We start from the raw sequence: 19,667 nt of genomic DNA, 5'->3' as shown, positions 1-19,667 counted from the left end.
GGTCAAGGGGAACGGGCACGATCCGTGATGTGCGCGGGGCAGCGCGACCCCCGTGCTCCGGCGAAGGCAGGAGCCCAAGGCCAAGCCGGACAAGGGCTTATGCCGTGCGTGATCCCGGATTCCTGCGTTCGCGGGACCATGGTGGAGACGGTCGCCAAGGCCCTGCCGTCACCGGAAGGGCAGGGGAGCAAATGCTCAGGGCTTGCGCGCGAACCAGATGACGTGGCGCGCGCCCTTGCCGTTGGAGCGGGCGCGGACCGCGACCTCGTCGGTGTCGAAGCCGGCATTGCGCAGTCGACGGGCGAAGGCGGTGTCGGGCGCGGCGGACCAGACGGCCAGGATGCCGCCCGGCCTGAGCGCCAGCTTGGCGCTGGCCAGGCCGCGCGCCGAATAGAGGCCGTCGTTGCCTGCGCGGGTCAGCCCGTCCGGGCCATTGTCCACGTCGAGCAGGATCGCGTCGTAATCGCTCCGCGCGATCTCGATCGCCCGCGCCACATCGCCCATCGCCAGATGGACGCGCGGGTCGTCCAGCCCGCCGGCGGTGAGCGCCGCCATCGGCCCGCGGGCCCAGGCGATGATCTCCGGCACCAGCTCGGCGACGGTGACGCGCGCGTCGGCAGGCAGCACGCCCAGCGCCGCGCGCAGCGTGAAGCCCATGCCATAGCCGCCGATCAGCAGCCGGGGCGCGGGGCTGTCCAGCCGCTCGCAGGCCATGGTCGCCAGGGCTTCCTCGGACCCGCTCATGCGGCTGTTCATCAGCTCGTTGCGATCGAGCACGATCATATAGTCGTCGCCGCGCCGGAACAGGCGGAGATCCTCGCCGCCGGGGACGGCGGCGGTGTCGATCAGCTCGCGGGGCGTCATCGGGCGGCTTACTTGCCCGACTTGCGCTGCTTGCGGGCGGCGTAGCGCGCGTCGCGCAGCGCCTTCTGCTCCTCGGGCGTCAGCGCCGGCTTCACCTTGGCGGCGGCGGCGGCCTCCTGCTCGGCGGCCTCGGCGGCGCGGGCGCGCTTGGCCTCGGCGGCCTGCTCACGCTCCAGGCGCTGCGCCTCGCGCTTGGCGGCGGCGGCGGCTTCCTTCTCCTGGCGCTTGGCGGCGCGGGCCGCGACGGCGGCTTCGTCGACCGGCGGCTTGTCGCGCAGCTTGGCGAGCGCATCGCTCTTCGCCTTGGCGGCGGCGGCCTGACGGTCTTGGAACGTGGGAAGTTTGAATGCAGCCATAAGGCTCGTGATTATCCTGTCTTTGGGGGTGCGAGTCGACTCGGTCGCAATATAGGCGGTTCCGAGGCCGACGACACGTCTGTGTTGGAGGAAGGGATGGTCCGCACCGTCCGGGACGGTGCGGACCGGAGCGGGTCAGGCCTGCTGCAGGTTGACGGCCGAGGTCTTGCCGCGGCGATCGGTTTCCAGCTCGTAGGACACGCGCTGGTCGCGATCGAGCGTCGCCATGCCGGCGCGCTCGACGGCCGAGATGTGGACGAACGCGTCGTCGCCGCCGGTTTCCGGTGCGATGAAGCCATAGCCCTTGTCGGCGTTGAAGAATTTGACGGTTCCGGTGATCATATGGGTATCCTTTGTCCCATGGAGGACGGGCATACGCCAAACGCGGCGCATCCCGGCTACGGCGAGGCTAGAAAGGGACAAAGGGGAGAGCCGAAGCGGCCCGATATCCGTCGCATGCGACGTCAGCGAGACGGGTGATACACCAAAGCGTCGGATTTTTGAAGGGGGGGGCTTCGGAAAGGCGTTCGAACCCGTCCGGCGCGGTCGGCGAAGCGGCTTCTCAGGCCTCGATACCCGCCTCCCCTGCGAATTCGGCTTAGGGCTGGGTTGCCAGGATATAGGTCTGGCGCAGCGTGTCGATCGGCTTGAGCACGCCTTGATCCTCGTGATGCCAGAAGGTCCAGCCATTGCAGGCGGGGGTCTTGCGCAGCAGCGAGCCGAGCTTGTGGATCGAGCCGGTCAGCCCGCACGCGCTGGCGAGCGAGCCATCGGCGCGCACCACCACGCGGAAGCGACGCTTGTCGTCGACCAGCACCGCACCGGGGGCGAGATAGCCGATCTCGACCAGCTTGCCGAACGGCACCTTGGGCTGCTGGCGCGGGCTCATCATCGTCGCCAGCGCCGATTCGTCGAGCGGTAGCGCCGCCTCGATCCGCTCGGCGGCGGCGGCGCAATAGCCGGGCTCGCGCTCGATGCCGATCCAGTGGCGCTTCAGCCGCTTGGCGACCGCCCCCGTGGTGCCGGTGCCGAAGAACGGGTCGAGCACCACGTCCCCCGGCTTGGTGCAGGCGAGCAGGATGCGATAGAGCAGCGCCTCCGGCTTCTGGGTCGGGTGGACCTTCTGGCCTTCCTTCTTCAACCGCTCCTGTCCGCCGCAGATCGGGAATTCCCAGTCCGAGCGCATCTGGATCTCGTCGTTCAGCGTCTTCATCGCGCGGTAGTTGAAGGTGTATTTCGCCTTCTCGCCCTTCGACGCCCAGATCAGCGTCTCATGCGCATTGGTGAAGCGGGTGCCGCGGAAGTTCGGCATCGGGTTGGCCTTGCGCCAGACGATGTCGTTCAGGATCCAGAAGCCCAGGTCCTGCACCGCCGTGCCGACGCGGAAGATGTTGTGATAGCTGCCGATCACCCACAGCGTGCCATTGTCCTTCAGCACCCGGTGCGCCTCCGCCATCCAGGCGCGGGTGAAGGCGTCATAGGCGGCGAAGGTGTCGAACTTGTCCCAGTCGTCGGTGACCGCGTCGACATGGCTGCCATCGGGGCGGAACAGCTCGCCGCCGAGCTGGAGGTTGTAGGGCGGATCGGCGAAGACCATGTCGACCGACTTGGCCGGCAGGGACCGCATCGCCGAGATGCAGTCGGCCATCAGGATCTGATCGATCGGGGCGGGGGTCGTCGCGGCAACCGGCTTTGCCTGGCCCTTTGCCTTGGCGCCCGGCCGCGCGATCGTCTGAATAGCCCCCATCTCAATCCCCTTGTTCGGCCCTTAAAGTGACCGAGGCGGAGAATCCGTCAAGTCTTTCCGAGTCGCGGCCTTGACTCGCGGATTCGCGCGAGTCGTTCGGAACATTACAGGGGTGGGACAAGATGTTGCGGTTGTGCGAATCGCCCGACTCAAGCCGTGGTGGGTGTGCCGCGAAAGACTCTGCGGTCGGCAAGCCGGTTTTCGGGCGAAAAAATGCGCCCAGTCGAACGGCGATGACGCCGAATCAACGCTACAGGAGCAGGCCGAACTGCGCGCAGGCGCGAGCGACGGGCGCGAAACTCCGCCGGTGAATCGGGGTCGGGCCATGATCGCGCAGCGCCGCCAGGTGGCGCGGGCAGCCATAGCCCTTGTTCGAATGCCAGTGATATTCGGGGTGCGCCTCCGCCAGCTCGATCATCATCCGGTCGCGCGTCTGCTTGGCGACGATCGAGGCGGCGGCGATCGACGCGCTGATGCCGTCGCCGCCGACCAGCGCGGTCGCCGGATAGGTCCAGCGCGGCAGGCGATTGCCATCGACCAGCACATGGCCCGGATCGACCTCCAGCGCCTCGACCGCCAGCGTCATCGCCTTCATCGTCGCCCAATAGATGTTGAGCCGGTCGATCTCCTCCGGCTCGACGATGCCCAGGCCGATCGTGGCGCAGTCCTGCAACCGGCCGAACAGCCGCGCGCGCTCGGTGGCGGACAGCTTCTTCGAGTCGTCCAGGCCGCGCGGCACGCCCTTCGCCGGCAGGATCACCGCCGCCGCGACCACCGGCCCGGCAAGCGGCCCGCGCCCCGCCTCGTCCACGCCGGCGACGGGGGGCAGGCAGAGCTTCTCATGCTTCAGGCCGGGCATTCATCCTCCAGCATGTCGAACGGCACCAGGCCCAGCGTATGGCCGATCGGGCCGTGCCCCGCGCCCAGCCCCGGCGCGGCGGCGAGCGCGGCGCGGACCAGGCGGACGGCGCGGGCGAACGCGACCTCGACCGGCAGTCCCGCGCCCAGACCCGTGGCCAGCGCGCTCGCCAGCGTGCAGCCGGTGCCATGGCTGTGGCGCGTGTCGATCCGGGGGCCGCGCAGGATGGCGAGGACGCCCTGCGGGCCGATCAGCCGGTCGACCACCATGTCGCCCTCGGCATGGCCGCCCTTGGCGAGCAGGTAGCCGCCATGCGCCAGCACCGCCGCCTCGCCGCCCAGCGCCGCCAGTTCGGGCAGGTTGGGCGTGACGACGGTGGCGATCCGCATCAGCCGGCGAAAGGCGGCGATGGTGGCGTCGTCCGCCAGCGTCGCGCCGGAGGTGGCGATCATCACCGGGTCGAACACGATCGGCACGTCCAGCGGTTCGAGCAGGTCGGCGACCGTCTCGGCGATGGCGGCCGATCCGATCATGCCGATCTTGACCGCGTCCACGCCGATATCGTCCAGCACGCTCGTCATCTGCTGCGCGACCATGGCAGGGGGCACCGGATGCACGGCCTGAACGCCCAGCGTGTTCTGCGCGGTGATCGCGGTGATCGCGGTCATGGCATGGCCGCCCAGCATCGTCACCGCGCGGATATCGGCCTGGATCCCCGCGCCGCCGCCCGAATCGGAACCGGCGACGATCAGGATGCGGGGGATCACGACCCGGCCTTGTGGCGGCGCACGGTGTCCGCCGGATGCCGGCGCAGCGTCTGGCCGGTGCGGGTCGGCCGGTCGAGCAGCTCGCCGCCGCAATGGGGGCAGCGTTCGTCCAGCGCGTCGGCGCATTCGGCGCAGAAGGTGCATTCCAGCGAGCAGATGAACGCGCCGCCCGCCTGCGGGGGCAGGTCGGCGCCGCAACGCTCGCAATCGGGGCGCATCGCCAGCATCAGGCCGCCGCCGCCCGCACCGCGTCGCAGATCGCATCGACCAGCCGCTCGACCTGGGCGGCGTCGTCGCCCTCCGCCATCACCCGGATCACCGGCTCGGTGCCGGAGGGGCGGATGACCAGCCGGCCGCGCCCCTTCAATTCGGCCTCGGCCTCGGCGATCACCGCCTGGACGCTGTCCGCCTCCAGCGGCTTGCCGCCGGCGAAGCGGACGTTCTTCAGCAATTGGGGCAGGGGGTCGAAGCGGTGCAGCACCTCGCTGGCCGGCGCGCCCGCGCGCTTCACCTCGGCGAGCACCTGGAGCGCGGCGATCAGCCCGTCGCCGGTCGTCGCGTAGTCGGCCAGGATGATATGGCCCGATTGTTCGCCGCCGACATTGAAGCCGCGCGCGCGCATCGCCTCCAGCACATGGCGGTCGCCGACCTTGGTGCGGATCAGCCCCAGCCCCTGCGCCGCCAGGTGCCGCTCCAGCCCCAGGTTGGACATGACCGTGGCGACCAGCCCGCCGCCCGCCAGCCGCCCGCGCCGCGCCCAGCCGGCGGCGATCGTCGCCATCAGCTGGTCGCCGTCGATCACCCGGCCCTTCTCGTCGACCACGATCAGCCGGTCGGCATCGCCGTCCAGCGCGATGCCGATGTCCGCGCCGCTGGCGACCACCGTCTCGGACAGCGTCTCGGGCGCGGTGGAGCCGACCCGGTCGTTGATATTGGTGCCGTTGGGGGTCACGCCGATCGCGATCACCTCCGCGCCCAATTCCCACAAGGCGTCAGGCGCGACCTTATAGCCTGCGCCGTTGGCGCAATCGATCACCACCTTCATCCCGTCGAGCCGCAGGTCGGTGGGGAAGGTCGCCTTGGCGAAATGGATATAGCGGCCGGCGGCGTCATCGATCCGTCGCGCCCGGCCGATCTGCGCGGAGGGGACCAGCGGCACGTCGCCGTCGATCAGCGCCTCGATCGCCTCCTCATCGGCGTCGGACAGCTTGTACCCGTCCGGGCCGAACAGCTTGATGCCATTGTCGGCGAACGGATTGTGGCTGGCGGAGATCATCACGCCCAGGTCGGCGCGCATCGTCTGGGTCAGCATCGCTATGGCGGGGGTGGGCAGCGGCCCGGTCATCACCACGTCCATGCCGACCGCCGTGAAGCCCGCGACCAGCGCCGATTCCAGCATATAGCCGGACAGGCGCGTGTCCTTGCCGATCACGACCCGGTGCTTGTGGCCGCCGCGCAGGAAATGGCTGCCCGCCGCCATGCCGACCTTCATCGCCATCGCCGCGGTCATCGCGCCCTGGTTGGTCGCGCCACGGATGCCGTCGGTGCCGAAATATTTCCTTGCCATGCTGCCGTCTTCGCTCGCCTATCGTTCCGTCGCGCCGGATAGCGCATGGGAGATCATAGCGCGAGCATGTCGCAGGCCAGCCGAATTCTTCTCGCCTTGATCGCCGGGCTACTGCTCGGCATCGGTCTGGCCGCCTGGCGGCCGGATCATGCGGCGGCACTGGCCGCCGTCACCCAGCCGCTCGGCACCGCCTGGCTGCACGCGCTCCAGATGGTGATCGTGCCGCTGATCGTCGGCCTGCTGGTGACCGGCATCGCGGCGGCGGCGGAGGCGGCGCGGGCCGGGCGGATCGCGGCGCGCGCGATCCTCGCCTTCGTCGCGATCCTGTGGGGAGCCACCCTGTTGTCGGCCCTGGTGATGCCGGTGCTGTTGCGACTCTGGCCGCTGCCGCCGGGCTGGGGCGAGTCGCTGCGCTCCAGCCTGGCCGGGGCCGCGCCGGTGGGGGAGGTGCCGACCCTGGCCCGCTTCTTCGACACGCTGGTGCCGACCAACGCGATCGCCGCCGCCGCGTCGGACGCGTTCCTGCCGCTCACCGTCTTCACGCTCGCCTTCGCCTTTGCGGTCGCGCGCCTGCCGACGGCGCAGCGGACCCGGCTGGTCGACCTGTTCCAGGCGATCACCGATGCGATGCTGGTCATCATCGGCTGGGTGCTGAAACTGGCGCCGGTCGGCGTCTTCGCGCTGGCCTATGGCGTCGGCGCCCGCACCGGCGCGGCGGCGTTCGGGGCGCTGGCGCATTACATCGTCTCCGTCTCCGCGATCGGCCTGCTGGTGCTGGCCGCCGCCTATCTGCTCGCCTGGATCGTCGGCGGGATCGCGCCCGGCCGCTTCGCCCGCACCGTCGTGCCGGCGCAGGCGGTGGCGCTGTCGACGCAAAGCTCGCTCGCCAGCCTGCCGGCCATGCTGCGCGCCAGCCAGATGCTGGGCGCGCCCGCCGCCACCGCCGGCATCGTCCTGCCGATCGCGGTGGCGATCTTCCGCGCGACCAGCCCGGCGATGAACCTGGCCGTCGCGCTCTATGTCGCGCATCTGGTCGGCACGCCGATCGGGCCGGGCGCGCTCGCCGCCGGGGTGGCGACGGCGGCGATCACCACCATGGGCTCGGTCAGCCTGCCCGGCACGGTCAGCTTCATCGCCTCGGTCGCGCCGGTCGCGCTGGCGATGGGCGTGCCGATCGAGGCGCTGGGCCTGTTGATCGCGGTGGAGACGATCCCCGACCTGTTCCGCACGGTCGGCAACGTCACGATGGACGTCGCCGTTACTCGCATCGTCGCGCGCTGGAGCGGCCCGGTCGAAACGGTCAGCCCGGACGCCGCATCCTGAACAGCGTCGCCTCGGTCGTCTCGAAATAATCGGCGGGTCCGCCGCCCCGGCTGATCGGGCGGGCGCGGGCCGTCTGGTAGATGCCGTCTTCCAGCAGGTCGCCGGCGATATGGATGCCGACCGCCTCGCCGATCACCAGCCACTGGTCGAGCGCGCGGCCCTCCTTGGTCTCCAGCCGCACGATCTGGCTGACCCGGCATTCGAAGCTGACCGGGCTGGCGGCGACGCGCGGGGTGGCGACGACGCGCGACGGCGCCTTGGCCAGGCCGGCATGGTCGAACTCGTCCACCTTGTCGGCGGTGGCGGTGGCGTTCATCGCATCGGCCAGCTCGCGGGTGGCGAGGTTCCAGACGAACTCGCCGCTCGCCTCCGCATTGGCGACCGAGTCCTTCCACCCCATCGACGAGAAGCCGATCAGCGGCGGGCTGTAGTTGAGCAGGTTGAAGAAGCTGTACGGGGCCAGATTGGCGCGCCCGTCCGCCGCCAGCGTCGAGATCCAGCCGATCGGGCGCGGGGCGACGATCGCGTTCAGCGGATCGTGGGGCAGGCGGTGACCCGCTGCCGGTTCGTAGAAATGCCATTCGTTCATAACCGCTTCCCTGCTACAGATCAGCCATGGATGCACGACTTCGATCCGGGCCTGACGAAACGCCGCCGCCCGGCACCCCGATCCGCCGCCACAGGCTGGCGACGCGGGTGTGGCATTGGGTGAATGCGGTGGCGGTCGTCATCCTGCTGGGATCGGGGCTGGGCATCTTCAACGCGCATCCGCGCCTCTATTGGGGGCGGTACGGCGCGAATTTCGATCCCGCCTGGCTGCAACTGCCGCGCTTCCCTGCCTGGATCACCATCCCGGCAAGCTACAATCTGGCGATCTCCCGGCGCTGGCACCTGTTCTTCGCGCTGGTGCTGGGGTTCGGCCTGCTCGCGCATCTGCTCTGGAGCCTCGCCAACCGCCATATCCAGCGCGACCTGCGCGTCCGTCGGGGCGACCTGTCGCGCGCCCATCTCCGGGCCGACCTGCGCGCGCACTGGAACTTCCGCTTCCACGATCCGGAGCGGCCGCGCGAATACAACGCCTTCCAGAAGCTGTCCTATGTCGCGATTCTCTTCGTCGCGCTGCCTTTGGCGATCCTGACCGGGCTGGCGCTGTCGCCGGCGATGGACGCGGCCTGGCCCTGGCTGCTCGACCTATTGGGCGGGCGGCAGTCGGCGCGCTCGATCCATTTCCTCGCCGCCACCGGCATCGCGCTGTTCACCATCGTCCATCTGGTGCTGGTGATCCTGGCGGGGCCGATCAACGAGGTCCGGTCGATGCTGACCGGCTGGTGGAGGGTGCCCGAATGATCGCGCGACGCAATCTGCTCGCCGGGGGCGCGGGACTGTTGCTGGCGGGCTGCGACCGGGTGGTGCAGATCCCGGCGGCGCGCAAGATCCTGTTCGCGGGCGAGGACATGCAGCGCGGCCTGCAACGCGCGCTGATGGATCGGGGGGCGCTCGCGCCCGAATTCCGGCCCGACCAGCGCTCGCCCATCTTCCGCGCCAACGGCACCTACGACCCCGGCACGCCCGAATATACGGCGCTCGCCGCCGGCCGCTTCGCCGACTGGCGGCTGGCGGTCGGCGGGCTGGTCGAGCGGCCGCTCCGCCTCTCGCTCGCCGACCTGCGGGCGCTGCCCAACCGCAGCCAGATCACCCGCCATGATTGCGTCGAGGGATGGAGCGCGATCGGGCAGTGGACCGGGCCGATGCTGGGCAATGTGCTGAAGGCGGCGGGCCTGCGCCGGGCGGCGCGCTACATCGTCTTCACCTGCGCCGACCTCTATGGCGGCGCGCCCTATTATGAATCGATCGACCTGGTCGACGCCTTCCACCCGCAGACGATCCTGGCCTGGGCGATGAACGGCCGGCCGCTCGACGTGCCGCACGGCGCGCCCTGCCGCCTGCGGGTGGAGCGGCAACTGGGCTATAAGCACGCCAAATACCTCATGCGGATCGATGCCGTTGCCAGCCTGGCCGGCATCGGCCTCGGCAAGGGCGGCTATTGGGAGGACCGGGTCGATTATGACTGGTATGCAGGGATTTGACGATCGTTGCCCGGGCAACTTAAGCTCTGGCAAGCTTTGGCATAGGAGCGTAGCAGGACGCGCATGGCGTTGATCGATCGTTTTCTCGCTGCCCAGATCAGGCATGGGCAACTCTCCGTTACCTATGCCGATGGCAAGACCCGAAGCTTCGGCACGCCCGACCCCCGCTTCCGCGACGTCGCGATCCGCTTCACCGACGCCGCCACGCCGGGGCGCATCGTCCGCCATCCGTCGCTGGGCGCGGCGGAAGCGTTCATGGACGGGCGGCTGGTCATCGACCGGGGCGATATTCGCGATCTGGTCACCCTGCTGAAGGGCAATAATCCCTGGGAAGCCGGCGGCGCGGAGAAGCCGGCGCTGCCGATCCGTCTGGCCGGGCAGGTGATCCACCGCGTCGACCGGATCAACATGCAGCGCCGCTCGAAGCGGAACGTCGCGCATCATTACGACCTGTCGGACCGGCTCTACGACCTCTTCCTGGATGCGGATCGGCAATATAGCTGCGCCTATTTCACCGATCCCGACAACATCCTGGAACGCGCGCAGGCCGACAAGAAGGCGCATATCGCCGCCAAGCTGCTGCTGCGCCCCGGCATGAAGGTGCTGGATATCGGCTGCGGCTGGGGCGGCATGGCGCTGTTCCTGCACCAGAAGACCGGCGCGGAGGTGCTGGGCGTCACCCTGTCCGAGGAACAGCTGAAGGTCGCGCGCCGCCGCGCCCAAGAGGCCGGCGTCGCCGACAAGGTGCGGTTCGAGCTGATCGACTATCGCGACGTGACCGGGCAGTTCGACCGGATCGTCTCGGTCGGCATGTTCGAACATGTCGGTCCGCCGCATTACGGCCAGTTCTTCCGCAAGTGCCGCGACCTGCTCGCCGACGACGGCGTGATGCTGCTGCACACGATCGGCCGGATGGGCGGGCCGGGCGTCACCGACACCTTCACCACCAAATATATCTTCCCCGGCGGCTACAACCCGGCCCTGTCGGAGATCGTGCGCGGCTATGAGGGGACGCGGCTGTTCCCGACCGACGTCGAGGTGTTGCGCGTCCACTACGCCATGACGATCGACCATTGGTACGACCGCACCGTCGCCGCGCGCGACCAGATCGTCGCGCTCTACGACCAGCGATTCTTCAATATGTGGACCTTCTACCTGGCGGGCGCGGCGGCGGCGTTCCGGTCGGGGGGCATGTGCAACTACCAGATCCAGCTCTCGAAGAGCCGGCTGACCGTGCCGCTGACCCGCGACTATATCGAAGCCGACGAACGCCGCCTGCGCGGGGCGTGAGGACCGGCCCCGTGCCCTGGCGTTCGCCGGAGCACGGGGGGAAGGTCTAGCGACCCGACTTCACCGCGCCGGCCGCCGCCGCGCGCTCCTCGGGGCTGATCTTGCCGTCGCCGTCGCGGTCGTAGCGGCGGAAGGTCGCGGCGAGCAGCGCCTGCGCTTCCTTCTGAGTCACCTTGCCGTCCTTGTTGGCGTCGGCCCGGTCGAACCACAGGTCGGCCAGCCGCTTGGCATGGACGGGATCGATCCGGCCGCGTCCCGCCGCCATGTTGGTGATGCGCGCCTGCACCTCGTCGCGGGTCAGCACGCCGTCCCTGTTGGTGTCGGTGGCGGCGAATTCCTTGGCGAACTTGGCGGCGGCGGACTGGGCCGTGTCCTGCGCGGCGGCGGGCGAGAGGGCGGCGCCGACCATGAGGGGCAGCAGCGCGGCGACAGCGAAACGCATCGGATTCTCCAGATAGAAACTGTGCGCCCTGTGCCGAAAATCGGCTGCACCGAGGCTGAACATGGGCTCAGGTGTTGCGGAGCGGGCGAGCAGCGCATATCGGCCCGCGCATGACCGACTCCACCCGCCCCGCCGTCAACAAGGTCGTCCTCGCCTATTCGGGCGGACTGGACACCAGCGTCATCCTCAAATGGCTCCAGCAGGAGTATCAGTGCGAGGTGGTGACCTTCACCGCCGACCTGGGCCAGGGCGAGGAGCTGGAGCCGGCCCGCGCCAAGGCCGAGCTGATGGGCGTGAAGCCCGAGCATATCTTCATCGACGACCTGCGCGAGGAATTCGTGAAGGACTACGTCTTCCCGATGATGCGCGCCAACGCGCTCTATGAGGGGCTGTACCTGCTCGGCACCTCGATCGCGCGGCCGCTGATCGCCAAGCGCCAGATCGAGATCGCCAAGATGGTCGGCGCCGACGCCGTGTCGCACGGCGCGACCGGCAAGGGCAACGACCAGGTCCGCTTCGAACTGGGCTATTACGCGCTCGCCCCCGACATCCGCGTCATCGCGCCGTGGCGCGAATGGGACCTGACCAGCCGCAGCCGCCTGATCGAGTTCGCCGAGGCCCACCAGATCCCGGTGTCGAAGGACAAGCGCGGCGAAGCGCCCTTCTCGACCGACGCGAACCTGCTGCACACCTCGTCCGAGGGCAAGGTGCTGGAGGATCCGTGGGACGAGGTGCCCGATTACGTCTATTCGCGCACGGTCAATCCCGAGGATGCGCCGGACCAGCCGGAGACGATCACGATCGATTTCGAGCGTGGCGACGGCGTCGCGCTGAACGGCGTGGCGATGAGCCCGGCGACGCTGCTGGCGGCGCTCAACGACCTGGGCCGCAAGCACGGCATCGGCCGGCTCGATCTGGTCGAGAACCGCTTCGTCGGCATGAAGAGCCGCGGCATGTACGAGACGCCGGGCGGCACCATCTATGCCCTGGCGCATCGCGGCATCGAGCAGATCACGCTTGATCGCGGCGCCGCGCATCTGAAGGACGAGCTGGCCCCGCGCTATGCCGAGCTGGTCTATAACGGCTTCTGGTTCTCGCCGGAGCGCGAGATGCTGCAGGCCGCGGTCAACTACAGCCAGGAGAAGGTGACCGGCACCGTGCGCCTGAAGCTGTACAAGGGCAGCTGCAACGTCACCGGCCGCAAGTCGCCGCATTCGCTCTATTCGGAGAAGGTCGTGACCTTCGAGGACGACCAGGGCGCCTATGACCAGCGTGACGCCGCGGGCTTCATCAAGCTCAACGCGCTGCGCCTGCGCCTGCTCGGCCGCCGCGACCGCTGATCGATCGGGGGGTGGGGCGGACGACGTCGCTCCAGCCCCCTGAAAACCAGGCCCCTCCGCCCTATCTCTTGGCGCATGGACATGCGACAGGCGATCGGCGGGCGGGTGCGGGAGCTGGTGGGCAGCGGCGAGGTCGACCTGACCCGCCCACCCGGCGACGACGGGCTGTTCGGCCCCGATTCGGTCACCTGGGCCGTGCATGGCGACTTCACCAGCATGATGATCGGCGGCGTCGCCTCGCTGCTGGTGCAGATGCTCCACCCGGCCGCGCTGGCGGGGGTGTGGGATCATAGCGACTATCGCCACGATACGCTGGGCCGGCTGCGCCGCACCGCGCAGTTCATCTCCGTCACCACCTATGGCGCGACCGAGGCGGCGGAGGGGATGATCGCGCGCGTCCGCCGCATCCATGACCGGGTCGCGGGCGTGCTGCCCGATGGGCGGCCCTATTCCGCCAATGACCCGGAACTGCTGCTCTGGGTCCATGCGGTCGAGGTCGACAGTTTCCTGCGCGCCTGCCGTCGTTATCGCGAGCCGGACATGCCGGTGGCGCGGCAGGACGCCTATGTCCGGGAGATGGCGGTGATCGCCGAACGGCTGGGCGCGCGCGACGTGCCGACCAGCCGCGCCGCGCTGACCGCCTATCTGGATGCGATGCGGCCGGTGCTGCGGGTGGATCACCGCACGCGGCTGGTCGCCCGCCACTTGACCAACCAACCCAGTCCCAGCCGGCTGAACGCACCGATCAACCATGTCATGATGCAGGCGGGGATTGATCTATTGCCCGAATGGGCGGCGCGGCTGCACGGGTTTATCCGACCAGAGATCGGCAAACCTGTGTTGCGATTGGGGGCTTTGGGGGTGGGCCGGTTAATGCAATGGGCGCTCCATTAACAGGCGTTGCCGTCTATATTGTTGCAATATAGCTTCATTTCTTGTTCTATCCCCTGACATACAGGGGGGCTTCGGACCGATATGGCTTCGCATGAAGCATCATCGCCCGGCCGCATCCCGGCCGGCGGCGGCGGGGAGGCGGACCATGATGTGCGGCTGCGCCACGCCAATCGCCTGTTCGAAGGGCTGGCGGAGGGGATGCTGGTCGCGCAGCTGATCCGCGATGCCGATGGTCCCGCGGTGGACTGGCTGATCCTCGACGTCAACGCCGCCTTCGCCAGCCTCGATCCGCGCGGACCAAGCGCGATGATCGGCCGCACCATCCGCACCATCATCCCCGGATTCGAGACGACGCTGATCGACGAGACGGCGGAGATGGTGGCGCAACGCACCTCCACCGCCTTCACCTGCCATGTCGCGACGCTCGGCCGCGATTTCGAGGGGCGGGCGATCCATCTGGAGGACGATCGCTTCGCGGTGCTGCTGCTCGACGTGACCGAGCGGATTCGCGAACTCCGCCAGCAGGAGGCGCTGCTGCTGCTGGGCGACCAGTTGCGCGAGCAGGACGAGGTCGTCGACATGGCCGCCACCGCCGCACGGATCATGGGCGAGACGCTGGGTGTGGTGCGCGCCGGCTTCGGCCATATCGACCTGCTGGAGGGGACGATCGACATCCAGGCGGACTGGACGGCGCATGGGGTCGCCAGTCTGACCGGGCGGCACCACTATGCCGATTACGGCGATCTGCTCGACCATCTGGCCCGGTCCGAACCGCTGGTGGTCGAGGACGTGCGCCGCGATCCGCGCATGGCCGGCAAGGTGGAAGCGTCGCTGGCGATCGACGTGCAGGCGCTGGTCAATCTACCGGTGGGCGGCGAGCATGGCGGCGCGGTGGCGGCGGTCTTCGTCCATGATCGCCGCGCACGCCGGTGGACCGACAGCGAGCTGATCTTCCTGCGCAAGATCGCCGACCGGGTGGAGGCGGGCGTCGCGCGCGCGCAGGCGGAGGCCCGGCAGCGCGTGCTGAACCTGGAATTGTCGCACCGGATGAAGAACACGCTGACCATGGTCCAGGCGGTCGCCACCCAGACGCTGCGCCGCGCCTCCGACCGGCCGGCGGTGGAGGCGTTCGAGCGACGGCTGGGCGCGCTCGCCACCGCGCATGACGTGCTGCTGGGCCGCAACTGGGCGAGCGCCGACCTCGCCACCGTCGCGCGCGACGTGCTGGCGGTGCTGGCCGCGCCCGGCCGCTGCCGGATCGAGGGGCCGCCGGTCGCCCTGGGCCCGCGCGCGGCGCTGTCCACCTCGTTGCTGGTGCACGAACTCGGCACCAATGCGGTGAAATATGGCGCGCTATCGGTCGAACATGGCGGCCTGATCGTCCGTTGGCGGATCGATCCGACCGGTGCCGGCGATCAACTGGTGCTCGAATGGCGCGAGGAGGGCGGCCCGCCGGCCGCGCCGCCGACCCGCCTCGGCTTCGGTTCGCGGCTGATCGAACGCGGGCTGATCGGCGGCGGCGGCGTGGAGAGCCACTACCTGCCGACCGGTTTCGCCACCACGATGTGCGCGCTGCTCACCGACCTGCGGCTGTAGAGGGCGCAAGGACGCGAAGCGGCCGCCGGCCAGGCGGCGTGCTCAGTTCTCCCCGCCATAGCGGGTTTCCAGATAGCGACCGCGTGTCTGGAGGTTGTCGAGATCGTCCTGCGCCAGCCGACCGGTCATGGCGGCGATCTCGCGTTCGATCACCGACAGGCCGTCGACCAGCGCGCCGTCGGGCGTGCGACCGTTGCGCTCGACCCGGCGCAGCGGCTCGGGGACGCGGCCGTAATCGGTGACGAAGGCGGGCAGCTGCTCGCCGACCAGCCGGCGGATCTCGCCGGCCAGTTCGCCTTCCGGCTCGACCCGGCCGAGCTGCGGCGACAGCGTGTCGAGCCGGTCGCCGATCCGGTCGAGCAGATGCTGGGCCGGCGCGGGCAGGGCGGGGCGCTGCGCGTTCAGCCAGCGACCGGTCTGGGCGGGGAGCGCCTTCAGATCGACGGTGCGGAGCTTGTCGGGTGGCGGCGCGGCGATATTCTCCGGCGGCCATACCGCGAAGAGCACCGTCGCCGCGACCAGCAACAGCATCACCAGCAGCGCGCCCATGATCCCCAGCGGCATCACCATGCCGACGACCAGCGCCGCCAGCAGGATCGCCGCGTCGGCGACCACGATCCGCTTCAGCCGGCGGCCGAGCGGCTGGTTGCGCCGCGCCGGGCGACGGACCGGCGCGCCACCCTCGGTCGCGCTGATCCGCGTCCAGGAGGCGCGCGCCGCCGCGATCGCGTCGTCGACTTCGCTCATGCCGCCGGCCTCACAGCGACTCGAGGCGGAACGAGTCGCCGGGCCCGCGCACCTGGCCCTGCGTCGCGCCCTCGGCCCGCGCGATATAGCCGCGCGACTTCTCCACCTCGTTGCCGAGCGTGTTGACCGTCGTCTTCATCGAATCGAGCGCCTTCAGCTTGAACGTGTCGATCGCATCCATCGTGTCGTAGATGTTCTGGAAGGCGCGTTGCAGCGTCTCCAGCGGGATGGTCGCGCTGGCGGCCTGTTCATGGATGCGCGCGGTATTTTCCTTCAGCAGCTTGCCGGTCGAATCGATGATGTTGGCGGTGGTGGTGTTGAGCTGGGTGATCTGCTCCAGCACCAGCCGCTGGTTGGTCATCGCCTGCGCCACGGTGACGGCGGTGCGCAGCGCCGCGACCGTGGTGGTGGAGGCGCGGTCGACGCCCTTCACCAGCTCGACATTGTTCTTCTTGACCAGGTCCAGCGCCAGATAGCCCTGCACCGTCACCGCCATCTGGGTCAGCAGGTCCTGCGTGCGCTGGCGGGTGTAGAACAAGGCCGTTTCGCGGATCGCCTTGGCCTTGGCGGGATCGGTGTGGTCCAGTTCGTTGGCCTTGTCCTCCAGCTTCTGGTCCATGCTGCGCGACAGGTGGATCATCTGCTCCAGCCGGCCCATCGCCGCCCACAGATTGGCGCGTTCGGTATCGATCGCGGCATTGTCCATCAGCAGTTCGTCCTTGCCGGACGCCAGGCTCTTCAGGATCGCGCTGATATGCGATTGCGACGAGCGATAGCCGTCGAAATAGTCGCGCATCTTGTTGCCGAACGGGATGACGCCGAACAGCTTGCGCGGGCCGGACAGCGCGCCCTTCCGACCGGGGTCCAGTTCCTCGACGATGCGGCGCAATTCGGTCAGGTCCTTGCCGACCCCGGTGTCGCGGTCCATCGCCTTGACCGGCCGGTCGAGGAAGCGGTTGCTGTGGTTCGCCGCCTCGCGGATCTCCTTCGCGCCCATCGCGGTGATCGCATCGACCCGCTTGCCGAATTCGGGGCTGTTGACGTCCTGCGCGACGAGGTCGGTGATGAAGCCGTCGACGCGCTGGTCGAGCTGCGACTTCTTGCCCTCCTCGACCGGCACCAGCCCGGCGGCCTGTTCCGCCGCGACGGTCGGCACCGGATCGGGCGGGGTCAGCACCAGTCCCGGCGCCGCCGTGCCCGTCGTGATCGTGTCCGCCGTGGTCGCCATCCTGTTCCTCCAACTGCGGTATCCGCCTGCACCATAGACTAGTGCGCGGCCGCCGTAACTCAACTGTATTGTATCTATAAGACGGTGGGCGTCGTGACAAGGAACCCGGCCGGGATGCGGCGTCGCGACGGGCGGATTCGGACGGACCCTTCCCGCGACGCACCAATTAGGCTATGGCGCGCGCCAACTTCGCTCCAGACATCCAGGATTCCCCATGAGCCTCCGCAACGTGGCGATCATCGCGCACGTCGACCACGGCAAAACGACCCTTGTCGACCAGCTTTTCCGCCAGTCGGGCACCTTCCGCGACAACCAGCGCGTCGAAGAGCGCGCGATGGATTCCAACGACCTCGAAAAAGAACGCGGGATCACCATCCTGGCGAAGCCGACCTCGGTCGACTGGACGCCGCCGGGCAGCGACGAGTCCATCCGCATCAACATCGTCGACACCCCCGGCCACGCCGATTTCGGCGGCGAGGTGGAGCGCATCCTGTCCATGGTCGACGGCGTCGTCCTGCTGGTCGACTCGTCGGAAGGCGCGATGCCGCAGACGAAGTTCGTGACCGGCAAGGCGCTGGCGCTCGGCCTGAAGCCGATCGTCGTCGTCAACAAGGTCGACCGCGCCGACGCCCGCATCCAGGAAGTGCTGGACGAGGTGTTCGACCTGTTCGTCTCGCTCGACGCGAATGACGAGCAGCTCGATTTCCCCGTGCTCTACGCCTCGGGCCGCAACGGCTATGCCTCGACCGACATGGACGCGCGCGAAGGCACGCTGATCCCGATGTTCGAGACGATCGTGAACCATGTTCCGGCGCCCAAGGTGGAAGTCGAGGACGTGCCCTTCACCTTCCTGGTGACGCTGCTCGACCGCGACAACTTCCTGGGCCGCATCCTGACCGGCCGCGTCAACTCGGGCACGGTGCGCACCAACCAGGCGATCCACGCGCTCGACAACGACGGCAACATCGTCGAGACGGGCCGCGCGTCGAAGATCATGGCGTTCCGCGGCCTGGACCGCGTGCCGGTGGACGAGGCGAAGGCGGGCGACATCATCAGCCTCGCCGGCCTGACGGTCGCGACCGTGGCGAACACCATCGCCGACACCAGCGTGAGCGAGCCGTTGCACGCGCAGCCGATCGATCCGCCGACGCTGTCGATGCGCTTCGCGGTCAACGACTCGCCGATGGCGGGCCGTGAGGGCACCAAGGTGACCAGCCGCATGATCCGCGACCGCCTGCTGCGCGAGGCGGAGTCGAACGTCGCGGTGAAGGTCACCGAAAGCGACGACCGCGACAGCTACGAAGTCGCCGGTCGCGGCGAGCTTCAGCTCGGCGTGCTGATCGAGACGATGCGCCGCGAGGGCTTCGAGCTGGGCATCAGCCGCCCGCGCGTGCTGTTCGGCGAGGACGAGAACGGCAACAAGACCGAGCCGTACGAGACCGTCATCATCGACGTGGACGAGGAATATTCGGGCACGGTCGTCGAGAAGATGAACCTCCGCAAGGCCGAGATGACCGACATGCGTCCCTCGGGCGGCGGCAAGACCCGCATCACCTTCTCCGCGCCGTCGCGCGGCATGATCGGCTATCACGGCGAGTTCCTGTCGGACACGCGCGGCACCGGCATCATGAACCGCCTGTTCGAGAAGTACGGCCCCCACAAGGGCAAGATCGAGGGCCGCAAGAACGGCGTCCTCATCTCGAACGGCGCGGGCGAGGCCCAGGGCTATGCGCTGGGTCCGCTCGAGGAGCGCGGCATCCTGTTCGTCGGTCACGGCGAGGCGCTGTACGAAGGCATGGTGATCGGCGAGAACGCCAAGACGGATGACCTGGAGGTCAATCCGATGAAGGCGAAGCAGCTGACCAACTTCCGCGCCTCGGGCGGCAAGGACGATGCCATCCGCCTGACCCCGCCGAAGAAGATGACGCTGGAACAGGCGATCGCCTATATCGACGACGACGAGATGGTCGAAGTGACGCCCAAGTCGATCCGGCTGCGCAAGCGCTTCCTCGATCCCAACGAGCGCAAGCGCGCCGCGCGCTCCAAGGCGGCGTAAGCTCTCGGGCTTTGGAAGGGGGAGGGGCCGGGCGGAAACGTCCGGCCCTTTTCCATTGCAGCGGCGTGTGGAAGGACCACGGCCCATGAAGCCGATCCTGCTGCTGCTGTGCAGCCTGCTCTACTGGAGCTTCGTTTGCCGCACGGAGGGTGTGGGCGAGCCTTGGGATGCGGCTGCCTATTGGCGGCTCTGGTATCCCCTGTCTTTCCTCCTGTCCGCCGGGGCCGGGCTGCTCCTGCGGTCGCGTGGGTGGATGGCGGGAGGGGTCGTGACGTTCGCCCAGCTTCCCGTCATGGCGTGGAACGCCGGGTGGGGAAGTCTATGGGCGGCAGGGGTGCTGACATTGGCGGTTCTGGCGGTTCCCACCATCGCCGTCTCGGCATTGTCCGGCTGGTTCGCGGCCCGTCGTCCGGGCAGGAGATGACCCGAGTCGAGCATGTTTGGATGAGAGCGAGGTTCGGGACCGATCCCCATTTCGGGCGGGGGATGGCGAACTCACGCGCT

21 protein-coding genes are annotated in these 19,667 nt (G+C 68.9%); 9 read left to right on the top strand and 12 right to left on the bottom strand.

All coding sequences use genetic code 11. The features are described from left to right. Positions 1-195 precede the first annotated feature (195 nt). From BRX43_RS10145 to glmM, 8 genes are all read right to left on the bottom strand, one after another. The gene (locus BRX43_RS10145; RefSeq protein WP_125994743.1) at positions 196-864 is read right to left on the bottom strand and encodes a spermidine synthase; all 669 of its coding nucleotides are present in this window, start codon (positions 862-864) and stop codon (positions 196-198) included. 8 nt (positions 865-872) lie between these two features. Beyond that, positions 873-1,220, bottom strand: a complete 348-nt coding sequence (locus BRX43_RS10140) for a DUF6481 family protein (protein ID WP_125994742.1) — start codon at positions 1,218-1,220, stop codon at positions 873-875. A gap of 135 nt (positions 1,221-1,355) precedes the next feature. Then, positions 1,356-1,562 (bottom strand): cold-shock protein, encoded by a 207-nt coding sequence (locus BRX43_RS10135; RefSeq protein ID WP_125994741.1) that lies wholly within the window; start codon positions 1,560-1,562, stop codon positions 1,356-1,358. A 256-nt stretch (positions 1,563-1,818) separates the two neighbouring features. After that, the gene (locus tag BRX43_RS10130; protein WP_125994740.1) at positions 1,819-2,967 is read right to left on the bottom strand and encodes a site-specific DNA-methyltransferase; all 1,149 of its coding nucleotides are present in this window, start codon (positions 2,965-2,967) and stop codon (positions 1,819-1,821) included. A 250-nt stretch (positions 2,968-3,217) separates the two neighbouring features. Next, positions 3,218-3,826, bottom strand: a complete 609-nt coding sequence (locus tag BRX43_RS10125) for a ribonuclease HII (RefSeq protein ID WP_125994739.1) — start codon at positions 3,824-3,826, stop codon at positions 3,218-3,220. Further along, positions 3,814-4,593: a bifunctional hydroxymethylpyrimidine kinase/phosphomethylpyrimidine kinase gene (thiD, locus tag BRX43_RS10120; protein WP_241214890.1), complete on the bottom strand. Its 780-nt coding sequence runs from the start codon at positions 4,591-4,593 to the stop codon at positions 3,814-3,816. Before thiD ends, BRX43_RS10125 begins: the two co-directional genes overlap by 13 nt. Then, entirely contained in the window at positions 4,590-4,820 is a 231-nt protein-coding gene (locus tag BRX43_RS20840) for a DUF1272 domain-containing protein (protein WP_125994737.1), read from the bottom strand. The genes thiD and BRX43_RS20840 overlap by 4 nt, the downstream gene beginning before the upstream one ends. Continuing rightward, positions 4,820-6,160 (bottom strand): phosphoglucosamine mutase, encoded by a 1,341-nt coding sequence (gene glmM / locus BRX43_RS10110; RefSeq protein ID WP_125994736.1) that lies wholly within the window; start codon positions 6,158-6,160, stop codon positions 4,820-4,822. Before glmM ends, BRX43_RS20840 begins: the two co-directional genes overlap by 1 nt. A gap of 45 nt (positions 6,161-6,205) precedes the next feature. Here glmM and BRX43_RS10105 point away from each other — a divergent pair, with 45 nt between their 5' ends. Next, positions 6,206-7,483: a cation:dicarboxylase symporter family transporter gene (locus BRX43_RS10105; RefSeq protein WP_346962859.1), complete on the top strand. Its 1,278-nt coding sequence runs from the start codon at positions 6,206-6,208 to the stop codon at positions 7,481-7,483. Here the strand turns inward: BRX43_RS10105 and BRX43_RS10100 are convergent. Further along, complete coding sequence (locus BRX43_RS10100; protein ID WP_125994735.1) at positions 7,461-8,072, bottom strand: flavin reductase family protein; 612 nt, start codon at positions 8,070-8,072, stop codon at positions 7,461-7,463. The two genes, BRX43_RS10105 and BRX43_RS10100, sit on opposite strands and share 23 nt — an antisense overlap. A gap of 26 nt (positions 8,073-8,098) precedes the next feature. Here BRX43_RS10100 and BRX43_RS10095 point away from each other — a divergent pair, with 26 nt between their 5' ends. From BRX43_RS10095 to BRX43_RS10085, 3 genes are all read left to right on the top strand, one after another. Then, positions 8,099-8,830, top strand: a complete 732-nt coding sequence (locus BRX43_RS10095) for a cytochrome b/b6 domain-containing protein (RefSeq protein ID WP_125994734.1) — start codon at positions 8,099-8,101, stop codon at positions 8,828-8,830. Continuing rightward, a complete protein-coding gene (locus BRX43_RS10090) occupies positions 8,827-9,570 on the top strand; it encodes a molybdopterin-dependent oxidoreductase (RefSeq protein ID WP_125994733.1) in 744 nt (247 codons plus the stop codon). The genes BRX43_RS10095 and BRX43_RS10090 overlap by 4 nt, the downstream gene beginning before the upstream one ends. Positions 9,571-9,633: 63 nt before the next feature. Further along, entirely contained in the window at positions 9,634-10,860 is a 1,227-nt protein-coding gene (locus tag BRX43_RS10085; protein WP_125994732.1) for a cyclopropane-fatty-acyl-phospholipid synthase family protein, read from the top strand. 46 nt (positions 10,861-10,906) lie between these two features. Here BRX43_RS10085 and BRX43_RS10080 read toward each other — a convergent pair whose 3' ends face one another. After that, a complete protein-coding gene (locus BRX43_RS10080; protein ID WP_164523576.1) occupies positions 10,907-11,302 on the bottom strand; it encodes an EF-hand domain-containing protein in 396 nt (131 codons plus the stop codon). 110 nt (positions 11,303-11,412) lie between these two features. Between BRX43_RS10080 and BRX43_RS10075 the strand changes: the two genes are divergently transcribed. The 3 genes from BRX43_RS10075 (at position 11,413) to BRX43_RS10065 (ending at position 15,132) form a co-directional block, all read left to right on the top strand. Then, positions 11,413-12,642 carry an argininosuccinate synthase gene (locus BRX43_RS10075; protein ID WP_125994730.1) on the top strand — a complete coding sequence of 410 codons (1,230 nt, stop codon included), beginning with the start codon at positions 11,413-11,415 and terminating at the stop codon, positions 12,640-12,642. A gap of 75 nt (positions 12,643-12,717) precedes the next feature. Next, positions 12,718-13,536: an oxygenase MpaB family protein gene (locus tag BRX43_RS10070; RefSeq protein WP_125994729.1), complete on the top strand. Its 819-nt coding sequence runs from the start codon at positions 12,718-12,720 to the stop codon at positions 13,534-13,536. A gap of 81 nt (positions 13,537-13,617) precedes the next feature. Further along, the gene (locus BRX43_RS10065) at positions 13,618-15,132 is read left to right on the top strand and encodes an HWE histidine kinase domain-containing protein (RefSeq protein WP_125994728.1); all 1,515 of its coding nucleotides are present in this window, start codon (positions 13,618-13,620) and stop codon (positions 15,130-15,132) included. A 42-nt stretch (positions 15,133-15,174) separates the two neighbouring features. On the opposite strand, the gene BRX43_RS10060 is transcribed toward BRX43_RS10065, so the two are convergent. After that, a complete protein-coding gene (locus BRX43_RS10060) occupies positions 15,175-15,879 on the bottom strand; it encodes a hypothetical protein (protein WP_125994727.1) in 705 nt (234 codons plus the stop codon). 10 nt (positions 15,880-15,889) lie between these two features. Next, positions 15,890-17,107, bottom strand: coding sequence for a toxic anion resistance protein (locus BRX43_RS10055; protein WP_125994726.1), 1,218 nt, complete (start codon positions 17,105-17,107; stop codon positions 15,890-15,892). Between the two features lie 214 nt (positions 17,108-17,321). On the opposite strand from BRX43_RS10055, the gene typA reads away from it, so the two are divergent. Together typA and BRX43_RS10045 are read left to right on the top strand one after the other, a co-directional pair. After that, complete coding sequence (typA, locus tag BRX43_RS10050; RefSeq protein ID WP_125994725.1) at positions 17,322-19,163, top strand: translational GTPase TypA; 1,842 nt, start codon at positions 17,322-17,324, stop codon at positions 19,161-19,163. 85 nt (positions 19,164-19,248) lie between these two features. After that, entirely contained in the window at positions 19,249-19,587 is a 339-nt protein-coding gene (locus BRX43_RS10045) for a hypothetical protein (RefSeq protein WP_125994724.1), read from the top strand. Positions 19,588-19,667 lie beyond the last annotated feature (80 nt).

The organism is Sphingomonas sp. S-NIH.Pt15_0812, from assembly GCF_003951315.1.
GTDB lineage: Bacteria > Pseudomonadota > Alphaproteobacteria > Sphingomonadales > Sphingomonadaceae > Sphingomonas.
Note: the sequence above shows the minus strand (reverse complement) of the source record. Positions and strands in the feature narration are given on the sequence as shown.

Excerpts from the sequence above, each read along its gene's own strand:
- BRX43_RS10100 (WP_125994735.1), bottom strand. The coding sequence starts at position 8,072 with ATGAACGAATGGCATTTCTACGAACCGGCAGCGGGTCACCGCCTGCCC.
- BRX43_RS10055 (WP_125994726.1), bottom strand. The coding sequence starts at position 17,107 with ATGGCGACCACGGCGGACACGATCACGACGGGCACGGCGGCGCCGGGA.
- glmM (WP_125994736.1), bottom strand. The coding sequence starts at position 6,160 with ATGGCAAGGAAATATTTCGGCACCGACGGCATCCGTGGCGCGACCAAC.
- BRX43_RS10075 (WP_125994730.1), top strand. The coding sequence starts at position 11,413 with ATGACCGACTCCACCCGCCCCGCCGTCAACAAGGTCGTCCTCGCCTAT.
- BRX43_RS10130 (WP_125994740.1), bottom strand. The coding sequence starts at position 2,967 with ATGGGGGCTATTCAGACGATCGCGCGGCCGGGCGCCAAGGCAAAGGGC.
- BRX43_RS10145 (WP_125994743.1), bottom strand. The coding sequence starts at position 864 with ATGACGCCCCGCGAGCTGATCGACACCGCCGCCGTCCCCGGCGGCGAG.
- BRX43_RS10135 (WP_125994741.1), bottom strand. The coding sequence starts at position 1,562 with ATGATCACCGGAACCGTCAAATTCTTCAACGCCGACAAGGGCTATGGC.
- BRX43_RS10125 (WP_125994739.1), bottom strand. The coding sequence starts at position 3,826 with ATGCCCGGCCTGAAGCATGAGAAGCTCTGCCTGCCCCCCGTCGCCGGC.
- BRX43_RS10080 (WP_164523576.1), bottom strand. The coding sequence starts at position 11,302 with ATGCGTTTCGCTGTCGCCGCGCTGCTGCCCCTCATGGTCGGCGCCGCC.
- BRX43_RS10095 (WP_125994734.1), top strand. The coding sequence starts at position 8,099 with ATGGATGCACGACTTCGATCCGGGCCTGACGAAACGCCGCCGCCCGGC.
- BRX43_RS10140 (WP_125994742.1), bottom strand. The coding sequence starts at position 1,220 with ATGGCTGCATTCAAACTTCCCACGTTCCAAGACCGTCAGGCCGCCGCC.
- BRX43_RS10105 (WP_346962859.1), top strand. The coding sequence starts at position 6,206 with ATGGGAGATCATAGCGCGAGCATGTCGCAGGCCAGCCGAATTCTTCTC.
- typA (WP_125994725.1), top strand. The coding sequence starts at position 17,322 with ATGAGCCTCCGCAACGTGGCGATCATCGCGCACGTCGACCACGGCAAA.
- BRX43_RS10085 (WP_125994732.1), top strand. The coding sequence starts at position 9,634 with ATGGCGTTGATCGATCGTTTTCTCGCTGCCCAGATCAGGCATGGGCAA.
- BRX43_RS10090 (WP_125994733.1), top strand. The coding sequence starts at position 8,827 with ATGATCGCGCGACGCAATCTGCTCGCCGGGGGCGCGGGACTGTTGCTG.
- BRX43_RS10065 (WP_125994728.1), top strand. The coding sequence starts at position 13,618 with ATGGCTTCGCATGAAGCATCATCGCCCGGCCGCATCCCGGCCGGCGGC.
- BRX43_RS10070 (WP_125994729.1), top strand. The coding sequence starts at position 12,718 with ATGGACATGCGACAGGCGATCGGCGGGCGGGTGCGGGAGCTGGTGGGC.
- BRX43_RS10045 (WP_125994724.1), top strand. The coding sequence starts at position 19,249 with ATGAAGCCGATCCTGCTGCTGCTGTGCAGCCTGCTCTACTGGAGCTTC.
- BRX43_RS10060 (WP_125994727.1), bottom strand. The coding sequence starts at position 15,879 with ATGAGCGAAGTCGACGACGCGATCGCGGCGGCGCGCGCCTCCTGGACG.
- BRX43_RS20840 (WP_125994737.1), bottom strand. The coding sequence starts at position 4,820 with ATGCTGGCGATGCGCCCCGATTGCGAGCGTTGCGGCGCCGACCTGCCC.